The sequence below is a fragment of the Psychrobacter sp. KCTC 72983 genome (assembly GCF_014280455.1).
GTDB lineage: Bacteria > Pseudomonadota > Gammaproteobacteria > Pseudomonadales > Moraxellaceae > Psychrobacter > Psychrobacter pacificensis.
The window spans coordinates 538445-551246 of record NZ_CP060390.1 but is presented as its reverse complement, the minus strand read 5'-3'; the positions used below and the strand labels follow the sequence as shown (position 1 = coordinate 551246).

The window sequence follows — 12802 nt, the reverse complement described above, 5'->3', positions numbered from 1 at the left end:
GTTTTAATTGATCGATAGTCGCTATTGATGCTGATTATCGATAAAGTCAGCAACTTGTTTGCTTAATATCTGCCACAAGGTCTCTTGGGCGCTTTTGCTGCCCCAAGCATTGTGCGGGCTAAATATGACGCGTGGATGGTCGCTGAGACTGAGTAATGGGTCATCGTTCGCGATGGGCTCTTGTGCAAATACATCACTGGCATAACCGATGATTTGCTCGTTGTTAATCGCATCAGTCAATGCTTGGCTATCAACGACGCCGCCACGAGCGACATTGACGATGAGCGGTTGTTTGCTCATTTTTGCCAAGGTATCTTTATTAATGAGGTGTTCGGTTTGTTCAGTCAATGGACAATGCAAACTGAGGACATCTGCACGAGCTAATACCTCATCAAATGCCGTATAATCGTCGTTGCGCGGCGTGCGTCCTTGATGCTCCGCCCATAGAACTGTCATACCAAATGCACGCGCGATTTCGGTTACGCGCTTGCCAATGGTGCCAATACCAATGATGCCTAGCGTCTTGTCTTCCAAATCTATCAGCGGAATATCCAGCAGACAAAAATTCCCGTTTGCTAGCCATGTGCCATCAGCGACTTTTTGATGGTAATGAATACCGGCACGCATCGCAGTCAGCATGAGCATAAAGGTATGCTCAGGCACGCTTTTTACCGCATATCCCGCCACATTATAAAGTGCTACGCCATGTTTATCGCAAGCCTCATGATCGACGTTATTCATGCCAGTGGCGGTCAGTTGAATCAATTTTAGCTTGGGTAGGCCAGCGATCACCTCTGCGCCAATTTGCACTTTATTGGTGATGATGATATCGGCATCTTTACAGCGCTCAATAATGAGGTCCGTGTCTTTTGGCGTATCGTTATAAGTGACGTAATCGCTTATGCCTGCTGGTGCAGGTAAGTCAATACCATCAGAAAAAGTGCCTTTATCCAAAAAAACGGCTTGCATCATGATTCCTTATTTATTGTTGTCCTATAGATAGAAATAGTTGTCAAATGAATCGTTATGGGCTTAATGTAGCACGTTGGAGTTTTTAGTCAAAAACGAATCCATTAAATATTGGCTAAGTGGTGATAAGCGTTTAAAAACAAAGTAATTTATATCATGAGCGGATTTACTGAGCATGATTGGGCCCAAAGACCTTATAAAGTCATGGGTATCATAAGCCGCCTCTTGAAAATTGAACTTAACGCACTCATCTAGCCGCTAACGTTATATAATGGTAAGGCTTGGCTATTGGTTTCACTAAGATTATGACACTGCGTTTGCATCTATTGATGATTTGCCTCATTTTTAACCTGACTGCTATCGCAAGCCACCATTGCTATCTAATTTTTAATTATCTGAGTACAAAAGACATCGCCTTATGACTATCTCTATTGCTTCATTGCACAGTACTGAATTCGCCGTTGGCCAACGTTATTTATCTGATACGGAGTCTGAGCTTGGCTTAGGTGTGGTGATCGACGTCGATGATCGATGTGTGCATATTTTATTTCCACAAAGTGAAGAGACGCGCGTCTACGCAAAAAACTCTGCGCCACTATCGCGTGTGGTGTTTAAGGTTGGCGATACGATCTATGACCAAGATGGCAAAAGCTATACAGTCAATGCTGTCGATGAAGTCATGGGTGTGCTCAAATATGGCGTCGATGAACACGAGGGCGGCCCTGCTTCTAAAGGAATAATGGAGACGCGCCTTGCTGCCAATATCACGCTAGCCAAGCCACTTGAGCGCTTGCTCGCTGGTCGTATCGAGCGCGGCGATTGGTACGAGCTGCGCCAAGATATCTTACGTATGCAATCAGCGTTGGCAGGCCATCCACTCAAAGGGTTGATGGGTGCGCGTGTTGATATCATCGAGCATCAGCTCTATATCGCACACGAAGTCGGTAAGCGTATCGCGCCGCGTGTCCTGCTCGCTGATGAAGTGGGCCTTGGTAAAACCATCGAAGCGGGCATGATTATCCATCAGCAGCTACTAACGGGTAAAGCTGAGCGTGTTTTAATTTTGGTGCCAGACAGCTTGCAATATCAATGGATGATTGAGCTGCGTCGTCGTTTTAATCTGAATTTTGCATTGTTTGATTTGGTGCGCACTGCTGCGATCAAAGAACATGATCCTGAGCAAAATGTCTTTGCCACTGAGCAGTGCATCATCGCCGGTATGGACTTGTTGATTGACCATCCTGATTTGTATGATCAAGCGATGGAGGCAGGATTTGATCTATTGGTCGTGGACGAAGCGCATCATCTGCATTGGGATGAGGCGCAAGGCGGCAATGATAAATATGATCTGGTGGCAGACTTTGCAGAAGAGACGCCAGGCGTGATGTTATTGACGGCAACGCCAGAGCAGCTTGGCGCGCAAAGTCATTTTGCCCGTTTGCGTCTGCTTGATCCAGATCGCTTCGATGATCTAGATGAGTTCATTGATGGTCAAGAAGCGTTTGCGGAGACGGCAGCAGTCGCTGGTGTATTAATAGAAGACAAACCGCTCAATAACGGTCAAATCACCGCATTGAGCAATTTATTAGACATCAGGATGGATGAGCTGTCTACGATTAATGAAGACGACAAACTGCGTACCTATGCGCTCAACGAGCTATTAGATCGTCACGGTACTGGTCGTATTTTGTTCCGCAACACGCGCGAGAGTGTCAAAGGGTTCTATGGTCGTAGCAGTCAGCCGCATCCACTGCCGCTCCCTGACGCGTGGAAAGACAGCTATCAAACCAATGGCAAATTGCGTGAGCAGCTATGGGGCGAAGAGAATCAACCAGATGGGGGCTGGCTAGAAGATGACCCACGCGTCTCTTGGTTGGTTGATATCTTACGCGGTGAGCTTAAGCAACAAAAAGTGCTATTAATCGCTCGCAGTGGCGCGACAGTAGAGAGCTTAGAGGCTGTATTGCGTCTGCATGCCGGCATCAAAACCGCTATATTTACTGAGCAGATGACCCTGCTTGAGCGTGACCAAGCAGCAGCATTTTTCGCGGATAGTGAAGGCGCACAAATATTATTGTGCTCAGAGATTGGCTCTGAAGGTCGTAACTTCCAGTTTGCAAGCCAGCTGATACTCTGGGATTTACCAGCCAATCCAGATACTTTGGAGCAGCGTATTGGACGTCTAGATCGTATCGGTCAGACACAGCAGATCATGCTGCATGTGCCTTACGTACAGGGCACGGCGCAAGAGCGTCTGTATCATTGGTATAACGATGCGCTGAATATGTTTAACCAAATATCACCAACGGCACAAAGCGTGCAAGAGCAGTATATCCAAGAGCTCAAGCCTGTACTTGAAGGCGCGGATACTGCGGATAACAATGCTATCTTACAAGACATCATTGATGAGGCGCTACAGACGCGTTTGGGCCTAGAGGCGCAGCTACAAGCGGGCCGTGATCGTCTGCTAGAGTACAACTCGTGTCGTCCGCGTGTTGCTGGACGTATTGCGGATGCCATGCGTGACTTTGATGGCAATAATTTGTTGCCGCATTTCATTGAGCGCTTCTTTGCCTCTGCCAATATCGACCATAATATCCAGCGTGATGGCTCGTGGGTCATCGCACCGATTGATAGCACTGAGATCAGCGACTATATCGATGGCTTGCCGCTTGGTGATGAAGATGGTATGAGGTTGACTTTTGAGCGTGAGCAAGCGCTTCAGCGTGAAGATATCGATTTTATCACGCACGAGCATCCATTGATGCGCGCTATCTATGAGCTGGCCAGTACCAGCACCTTTGGGAATACGACAGTGGCTATGCTAAAAAGCGCCGCTGTGCCGCAGGGGATGGTATTGTTAGAAGTAAACTTCCGTGTCGAAGCCATCGCCCCAAAAGTGCTCAATCTGCCAGCGACCTTGACCACGCAAAATATCCGTGTCTTTATTAGTGAGCAGGGTAGTGACTTGTCGGCTCGTATCAGTGCTGATATGATCATGCCGCATGTGGAACGCTTGGACAAAAACCGTGCTCGTCAAGTGATCAAAGTGCGCGGCGATGTGATCGAGCAGCGTTATTACGAGGCTGAAGACATCGCACGTAAGCAAATCGCGGAGATTGGTGAACAAGCAAGTGCGCGCTTTAGTCAGCAGTGGTCACGTGAGATCAAACGTCTCAAGCATCTGCAAACCATCAATCCAAATGTACGCCCCGAAGAGATTGAGCGCCTAGAGCAGCTCAAAGCCCAAGGGGAGCAAGCGCTTGGTAACTTATCGCTAGTGCCGGACTCTATTCGCGTACTGGTAGCAGTAAAGCCATAAACTTTTAGATGATAGTCAAAAACGAGATGTTGTTAGACATCTCGTTTTTTTATGAATGAGATTGCTTGGACGAGTAAAGTAGATGCGATTTTTTATCGCAAATCGTTAAGCAATACTTATGAGTAAGCTGACAGTAACTAGTCAAAGCCAACAATATTGGGTAAGATATTTACCTTTTCTATCGAAAATGAACAGATAGCCATGGCCTGGTGAGCTATGGCTGTGTGTTTGTTCTAAAGTCTCTCTTGTATATATTAGCAAGCGATCTCATATTATTTTAAATTCAAGCGCAGCGGCTATATGGCATCGAGATTGTTAGATGCTTACTTTTGGATGCTGAGCGTGTTTGATAAAAATAAGGAAACATATTGTCATGTCCGATAATTCACAACTGATTGATGAGCTGCTAGCTACAATCGCGCTTATTGAGGTTACCCCCGATGTCTTTGAGGGTAAGAGCCATGATTATGTGGGCAGTCGTATATTTGGCGGGCAAGTATTGGCCCAAGCGATCATGGCAGCAGCGCATACATTAGATCAAGACAAGCCTTGTCACTCGTTGCATGGGTATTTTTTGCGTGGTGGTGATATCAATCAACCAGTGATCTATCAAGTGCGCCGTCTGCGTGATGGTCGCAGTTTATCCGCGCGTGAAGTGACGGCTATTCAGTACAAAGAAGTACGCGGTAAAGCGCCTGTTGAGCAAGTGATATTTTCGATGATTGCGTCGTTTTCTCCCATGGAGGATGGCCTTGCGTATCAAGAAGACATGCCTGTTTATCCACCGCCAGAAGATCTATTGACCGAGCAAGATTTAAAAGAAGAGTACGTGGGCAAAGTACCAGATGCGCTCAAAGCACGGTTTATGCGCCGCCGTCATGTCGAGATAAAGCCTGTCAAACCGCGTAATCCGATCAATCCAGAACCGATGAAACCTAAGCAAGCCAACTGGCTGCGTATTCGCGAGCTGGGCAACCAGCCGGTGGCGATTCAGCAAGCGCTATTGGCATTTTCGTCTGATTTTTACTTGGTGGGCACGGGGCTTATGTCACATGGCGTGAGCTTTATGACCAGCGGGTTGCAAGCTGCTAGTATCGATCACTCGATGCACTTCCACCGTGAGTTTGATTTGAATGACTGGCTGCTCTATGACATGTGGAGCGATACCACGTCCAATGCGAAAGGGCTGAACCATGGGCAGTTTTGGCAAGATGGCAAACTGGTTGCCACCGTGCAACAAGAAGGCCTAATGCGCTTGCGTGTGCCAAAGTCCTAACCCTAGCCTTAGCGCTATTTATTGTTGGCTACTGTCATCTTGTGATCATAAAAAAGGGACTCACTATTGATAATGAGTCGCTTTTTTTTATGCCAGTTTTTTACACTAATTTTTATTCTAAGATTTTAATCATCGCACGAGGCAATCCTAGACTGTCTTGTGCTGTTTGTTCGGTGAGCCATTTAAAATCAATCTCAGCTGCTGCTAGTTTCTCGTTGAGTTCTATCGTTTGCGCAGCATCGACAGTGAGTTTGCGCGGTGTTAAATACCAATGGAAATGCGTCAATGAGTGCTTGATAGGGGCGTCATCTAATAAGGTATTGCTAACTGATTCGGTTACCAGTTCATTCTTTATTAGCCATTCGTTGATAATTTGCTCAGCCGTGGTGAACTCTGTCTCGTATATTTTTTCATTACTGCGCACGCCACTTGCCAAGCTTGATGACTTATCGTCGCTCGTGACTGATTTATTAGCAGTAGTTTTGCCAGTTATCTTGCTATTTGCTTTACCATCAATTTTTTCTACGAACTGTAAAGGCAAGCTCCATAGGCCACCCCAAATGCCATTATCAGGGCGTTGTAGCCACAATATCTCACCGTCTATATTTTCTATCAGCAATGCATCGCTAAACTTGCTCGGTTTGGGCTGTTTTTTCGCTTTGACAGGATAATCAGTCTCGCGCCCCTCAGCATGTGCCAAGCAATCTTCTTGTAGCGGGCATAATAGGCAAGCAGGTTTGCTACGCGTACATAACGTTGCGCCCATATCCATCATGGCTTGTGCGAACAGTCCTGAGTTCTCTGTCGGTGTTAAACGCTCCGCTAATGCCCATAACTCTTTCGTCGTAGCAGATTTAGTGATATCGCCGTCAATGGCTGCCCAGCGCGTCAATACCCGTTTGACATTACCATCACAGATGACGCCATAATGATGCAATCCCATCGCCATAATCGCCCCAGCCGTTGATGGGCCAACGCCAGAAATCGCTTCCCAACCTGCGAGTGTCTGCGGGAACTCGCCCGTCTCCTCGATTACTGCAACCAGCTGCTTTGCCCCTTTATGCAAATTACGCGCGCGTGCATAGTAGCCAAGCCCCGCCCAATGCTCGGCGACCACATCCCAGTCGGCAGCGGCCAAATCCTGCACGGTCGGAAACGTCTCCATAAAGCGTGCAAAGTAGGGCAGTACTGTGGTCACTTGTGTTTGCTGAAGCATCACTTCGGATAACCAAACGATATAAGGATTGGGCGTGTCAGTTTGGTGCTGTTGCCACGGCAAATCATGGCGACCATTTTCGGCAAACCAATCGAGTAGGCGCGGGGCAAAGGAGTTTAGAGATGACTCAGGTTGAGAGAATAAAGTAGGCAAGAATAATCCTTGTCAATTAATAAAAAATATTAGACCATAAAAGGTTAACTAATTTATGGGGTGGGCTGACTCGCTATGCAATGGTTTGTTGTTTTTAAGGAAAAGCATTAGTTAGTTATTACGTGTTCTTCACTTTCAGTTTAATAATAAGTAAAACCAATGTTTTCATTAATAGTTTAGGAGATAGTATCTTGTCAGCACAAACCTTTTTCGTTTGGGATATCCATCAAATTACTTGTACACCAAGTAAAGACAGCTCATGGGAACAAGCAACGCACGACTTTGAAGCTTTGCGCCAGCAGCTAGTGGATACTATCAGCTCAAATATCATTGAGCTAGCAGATCGTCTCGTGGACGAAGCCAGAACCTCGGATTATTCAGAAGTCTTTTATGAAGCCTACGTAAATACAAATTTAGAGATGAAAACTCATTCTAAAACCGCTTGCGTAGCCATACCCACACCTGAAGCACTGCACGGTGAAGCGTTAGATGTTATCACCCCTCTATGTGAAGAGTTAGGGCTAGTGTTTTATGACACTCGGGGTATGGTTGCCTATCCAGATGGTACGATCTATCCGCCTAACATCGCAAGAGGTATGGCACTGCTAAAAGAAAAGCGGGCGCTGGCAAAACAGTCTGCTGATATTTATAAGCCAGAGGCACAGGTTCCTAGAGATAGAGAGGACTTTGAAAAAATACTGCACCCATTCATGCATGATTGTTTAGAACGTTATGGTTATCAGTGTAGTCAAGTAACAAGCGCTAACGTTAATGACTCTCTTGAAGTCGATGGTTGTACCAAGGCCATGCCTTATGGTCATGTGCGTCTAACCGGAGGAGCGGAAGGTAAGAACGGCTATTTTAGATTAAAAATTCATGCGTATTTTGTATCACCAGCGTTTGAAGAGATTTACGATAAAGTAACGCTGCCAACTGAGCTTACTCGGCAATCTCCTTATTTAAAGCTAGATTACATTAATGTATGCGATAAAAACTTTGCAGATAAGCAAAAACAGATTACTGAATTTATTAATACTGAGTTTGCCAGTAAACTGGATGAAGTAGATAAAATAGACAGCTACAATCAGCTTTTTTTGTTACTGCATGATAAGATTGCAAGAGGGCACAGCCATGGTGAAAGAGTGGATAAACAACTTATTCTAGCCAAACTTGCAGGTCGAGAGGACTATGATGATTTGATCATACAGTATCGTGAACTTATTGATAACTCACCAAACGACTATGTTAAGAATAGAATGAATGAGCGCTGGGATAGACTTTTAGAGATTTTATCTACCGTAGAGCCATTGGAGTAGCTGATTATGACTGAATACGCTTTGTTTTATGTTTGGGATGCAAGTTTGGGTGATGGCGATGAGTATCTGCCTATCTCTTACGATAGTGCAGGTGTATTACTACCGCAGCTTATAGAGATAGAAGTCAGCGCTCATAGCGAAAACATATTCGAGTTTGCCACTGAGCTACAACAACTGGCTCAGGAAGGTGATTTATCATTTGAGCTTTCATTAGCATTCGGGGCAACGGTCGCTCATGTACAGCTACAGAATACATTTGCTGTCTCTCTGCCGCTGCCAGATAATAACATGCAAGAAGCTGCTAGAGTAATTGCACCATTGGCAAAGAAACATGGGTTGGTGTTTTATTATTTGCTAGGGTTAGTTTCTTTGCCTGACGGGAAAATTTTCACTTCTACATGATTGGTCTTACGTTTATTAAATCTACTTCCGATTCTTCCGCGTTTTTAGACGACGTAAGCGTTTTTCTTCCTCGCGGGCTTTTTTCTTTTCTTCAGCAGCGATGCGTTGTTCGGCGACGACGATTTCTTCTGCCTCAATCATAGCTGGGGTCTCAAGCGTGATACGCCCGATCTTTGCGCTACGTAGCTCGTTAATGAGAATCTCAGACATACGGTAGGTATCGACTTGATTGCCTGCGCGTACACAGCCGCGATTGCGTCCTGCCACTTCAAAGAACTCCCAATCGGTCTTGGGTAACTCGTCAATTTTATAGCGGGTTTTTAGCGACTCAGGATAGGCGTGCATCAAGTACTCAGCGGTATAGCTTGCGACATCAGCAAAATCAAAAGCAGTATCACGGATACCGCCTGTCGCTGCTAGACGATAGCCAGAGTTTTCATTTTCAACTTTCGGCCATAGCATACCGGGCGTGTCATAGAGCATGATGTCATCGTCGAGCTTAATCAGCTGCTGCGACTTGGTTACCGCTGGCTCGTCACCTGTCTTTGCCACGGCGCGACCTGCTAGCGTATTGATCAGCGTTGATTTGCCCACATTTGGAATACCCATAATCATCGCTTTGATTTGACGACCAGTCCCGACTTTATTGGGTACGAGGTGTTTGCAGATGGCAATGATGCGTTTTACGTCATTGGCTTTTTCAGTATCGCACGCAATGGCTTTGACTTGGCTTTGCTGCTCAAGATGATCCATCCAGATTTGGGTCAATTCAGGATCGGCAAGGTCAGCTTTATTCAGGATTTTAATCACAGGTTTTTCGCCGCGTAGGGCTGCGACCATTGGGTTTTCGCTGCTATAGGGGATACGTGCATCGATGACCTCGATGACCACATCCATCTGCGGCATGATTTCTTTGATTTCGTTGCGGGCTTTGTTCATATGCCCAGGGAACCACTGAATACTTGCTCTCTTATCCATCTGCTTTTATAACCTTGTTATTCATAAATGTCGCGCAAAAGACATGGCGCTATGTTGGCATTGTCTGTTGTCATGGGATCCAGTTTACTACAAACCCGATGTATCCATGGGACAATTTCACCTGACCTACTTACCTGACCAGATGCGCCGTTACGATTGAGGGGGATCTCCTATCTCTTCGTTGGCTGGCGGCAACGGCGCAAGATACCCAATCAATAGTATTAAACTGCCGGCACCAATGAACGAGATCACGCGCCAAATTGCCTCGGTCTGTGATAAGTCAACTAAGACCAGTTTAATCACAACGATGCCTAACAACCCAATACCCATAAACCACAGCGCGCGCTGCCAGTAGCGGCTGGCGACAATAGTCGCGACCAAAGCCAAGAGCGTCCACAAGATGGTCAGTCCTGTCTGTACTTGTTCGCTACTCCAAGCGCCGCCCTGAGCGCCGTCCCAAAGCGGTGTACCGATAAAGGCATGTAGGCTGCGTACCAAAATACTTGAGAGCCACCAAAAGGCAATCAAAGCCAATATGATCAGCGTATGGCGATAACGCTCGGTAAAGACCGTATTGGGCGCACGCACTTGTTGAAGCAGTCGTAATAATAGCAAGGAAGCAGCTATTACCAACCCCATACTGACATCAATGATGCTCAGCACTGGCAAATATGGCAGCTGCCAGACCGCGCCGTCGCTATAATAATTACTGAAAACGACCCAAAACAAAGCAATAGGCAGCAATGCTTTGCCAGTGCCTATCAGCGCATGTGGCAGGTTGAGCCAAGCAGGAGCGCGCGCGATCAGCGTCTGTTTGCGCTCAGATGCGTACGTACTGATTTGCTTGTAAGTTAGATAGAGAGGGATGACATATAGTAGCGCGACCAGTAGCATCGGCGGCGCGATATGCTCAGCATTTGACCGTAGCGCTAAGGTATAAAACAGCACAGACAACGCGGTGATCAGTAGACTGGTTGGATCCACATACCGCTGTTCGCCTGCTTGATACCAGCGTTTGAGCCATAGTAGTGCAACGCCTAATACCATAAGCGCGCTGATAATAAAGTATCGCCATTCAATGTTATCCCACCGATGGGAAAATATAATGATAATGGGTGTGAGAGTGACCATAAACGTATACAGAGCGAGCAATATCGCACGGTTGATACGGCGTGCCTGTGCCCACGGCGTTTTGCTATCGATAAGCCAAAAGCCAAGACTGTGTATGATGACGGTCAATATAAACAGCGTCGTTACTGACACTGCTAACCACAACTCAAAGGCGATATACGTCGCCCAAATACTCCAACAGGTAGCCAGTAGTGAAAAAGCATATATCAACCAGCGACGTTGCCAATGGGCAATTTTGGTTTGATTCCATTTGCTGATTGCATCAAACAGTGAAAAATGCCGTAGTAAATACGCACTGACCAGCGGCAACCATGCCACCAGTAGCCACACTAACATAAGGGAGGTGTCACCTGCAGATAACCGAGACGGAATATCGAGCAACCATAACCAAGCCACACTCAGCACATGCAGACCCAGCCCAAAATAGACGGACCAAGTCCGCTTTGAGCGCTCGCCCAGCCAGACCAACGCTAAGGCTTGTATCGACCAGCCACAGGTCATCCAATTAGCGTCCAACGCCAACGCCACCATAATCGCCAAAAACCCAGCACCCAACGCCAGCATACTCTCGGTCACCAGTAGATAACGCGGGCTTTGTTTGACAAAGACATATCCTGTGCCTAAGTACAGCAATGCCAAAATACCAGCAGTAATCGTCAATCCATGCGACACGCCATCAAGCAAGGCGGCCAGCACCCCAAAGGCCAGTACGGGTGCTGAAAATAGTAAGCTGGTATCTATGGGGAAAATTGCTTGCGATGATGAGTTGGCTAAAGATAGCCTGTCGGGCGCTTGATCATTAGTAGTACTGGCAGTGTTGTAGTCAATAACATGCTGCGCATAGCGAATGACCACAAACAAGTACAGCAGCACATGCAGCGCAGTGATCATTACCAGCGACCAGCGCTGCGTCTTAATAATGGCGGGCAAGTCTTCGGTCAAGCCCCAATAGTAGGCCAGTCCAAACGTGACAGTTACCCCAAGCAGATTTAGGACTTTCCATGGGCGATAGTGGGCGATGACAGCGATGGTGATATTGAGAAGCAGATAATAACCAAAAAGCGCCGTCAAACTTCCCGTACTCTCACTGGTCAAAATCGGCGCAAAAAAACCACCAGATAACGCTAACAACGCGAGCGGAAAAGCGTTTTGACGTACGGCGAGGGCGATAGTGATGGCAGATAATATTCCAAGCCCAATAAAGCTCGGTACACTTGGCATGATTTCATAGACACTATAAGCAAAAAAGGTGCTCAAATATGTAATCGCTAAGCCTGCGCCCTGTAGCGTAATACCATACGAAAAGCGTTTTGCGGTGAGTTTGAATCCCAGTGCTGCCAATGCCAAACCTGCAGCACCGATGGTGACAAGCTTTGTGGTAATTGAGATCTCGATATATTCGCTAAGCAAGCGCAGCAGCAGTACCACACCCACCAGCAGTACCAATACGCCAACTCGTACGACGAGATTGCCACCAAAAAACCAGTTTTTGATTGAGTGCATGAGCGAGGTGACGATAGGGAGTGAGCGCTCATCTGGTTCAATGGGGGTATTTTTGTCGTTGTTTTTTGCTGCTATTGGGTCAAGAGGGGCTACGGATTTCTGATCAGAAGCGTCTGATTTTATATCATTGGTTGGTGTCGAGTCAGTAGTAGGTAGTGGCGGTGGCGACGATATAGGAATTCGACGGTTTGAGTCAACGATGAGGTCTTTGGTAGCGTTATCCCTAGTGCCAGCAATCGTATCCGTTTCAGTAACGGCATCAGTGTCTTTAGAAAAATTCTTGCGTGTATGGGCACCGTCATCAACCAACTGCGTGGCAGAGGATGTTACGCTACGTTTTGCTTGCTGCTCAAGTTCAGCCTGTAGTTTTGTTACATCGCGGCGCAAATACGTGATTTCTCGCTTTATTTTGGTGTATAAAGCGACTACTACAATCAATAAAACTGTAAAAGCCAGCCAACCTAACTGGGTCATCCATAGGTATAACATTTTGTTGCTCAATCCAGCTGATAGTAATGTGATAATGACGCGATTTG

At 46.6% G+C, this 12802-nt stretch carries 8 protein-coding genes; 4 read left to right on the top strand and 4 right to left on the bottom strand.

Annotated features, from left to right (window positions below):
- Positions 1–21 precede the first annotated feature (21 nt).
- Complete coding sequence (locus tag PSBA01_RS02230; RefSeq protein ID WP_186475408.1) at positions 22–969, bottom strand: D-2-hydroxyacid dehydrogenase; 948 nt, start codon at positions 967–969, stop codon at positions 22–24.
- 418 nt (positions 970–1387) lie between these two features.
- Here PSBA01_RS02230 and rapA point away from each other — a divergent pair, with 418 nt between their 5' ends.
- Together rapA and PSBA01_RS02220 are read left to right on the top strand one after the other, a co-directional pair.
- Positions 1388–4291 carry an RNA polymerase-associated protein RapA gene (gene rapA / locus PSBA01_RS02225; RefSeq protein WP_186474943.1) on the top strand — a complete coding sequence of 968 codons (2904 nt, stop codon included), beginning with the start codon at positions 1388–1390 and terminating at the stop codon, positions 4289–4291.
- Positions 4292–4664: 373 nt separating this feature from the next.
- Positions 4665–5567, top strand: a complete 903-nt coding sequence (locus PSBA01_RS02220) for an acyl-CoA thioesterase (protein WP_071002837.1) — start codon at positions 4665–4667, stop codon at positions 5565–5567.
- A gap of 112 nt (positions 5568–5679) precedes the next feature.
- Here PSBA01_RS02220 and mutY read toward each other — a convergent pair whose 3' ends face one another.
- Positions 5680–6936 (bottom strand): A/G-specific adenine glycosylase, encoded by a 1257-nt coding sequence (mutY, locus tag PSBA01_RS02215; protein WP_071002838.1) that lies wholly within the window; start codon positions 6934–6936, stop codon positions 5680–5682.
- A gap of 191 nt (positions 6937–7127) precedes the next feature.
- Between mutY and PSBA01_RS02210 the strand changes: the two genes are divergently transcribed.
- Both PSBA01_RS02210 and PSBA01_RS02205 read left to right on the top strand, forming a co-directional pair.
- The gene (locus PSBA01_RS02210) at positions 7128–8252 is read left to right on the top strand and encodes a hypothetical protein (protein ID WP_071002839.1); all 1125 of its coding nucleotides are present in this window, start codon (positions 7128–7130) and stop codon (positions 8250–8252) included.
- 6 nt (positions 8253–8258) lie between these two features.
- Positions 8259–8654 carry a hypothetical protein gene (locus PSBA01_RS02205; protein ID WP_186474942.1) on the top strand — a complete coding sequence of 132 codons (396 nt, stop codon included), beginning with the start codon at positions 8259–8261 and terminating at the stop codon, positions 8652–8654.
- 21 nt (positions 8655–8675) lie between these two features.
- Here PSBA01_RS02205 and ylqF read toward each other — a convergent pair whose 3' ends face one another.
- Together ylqF and PSBA01_RS02195 are read right to left on the bottom strand one after the other, a co-directional pair.
- Complete coding sequence (ylqF, locus tag PSBA01_RS02200; protein ID WP_071002841.1) at positions 8676–9632, bottom strand: ribosome biogenesis GTPase YlqF; 957 nt, start codon at positions 9630–9632, stop codon at positions 8676–8678.
- Between the two features lie 150 nt (positions 9633–9782).
- The gene (locus PSBA01_RS02195; protein ID WP_186474941.1) at positions 9783–12740 is read right to left on the bottom strand and encodes a DUF2339 domain-containing protein; all 2958 of its coding nucleotides are present in this window, start codon (positions 12738–12740) and stop codon (positions 9783–9785) included.
- Between the last annotated feature and the right edge of the window lie 62 nt (positions 12741–12802).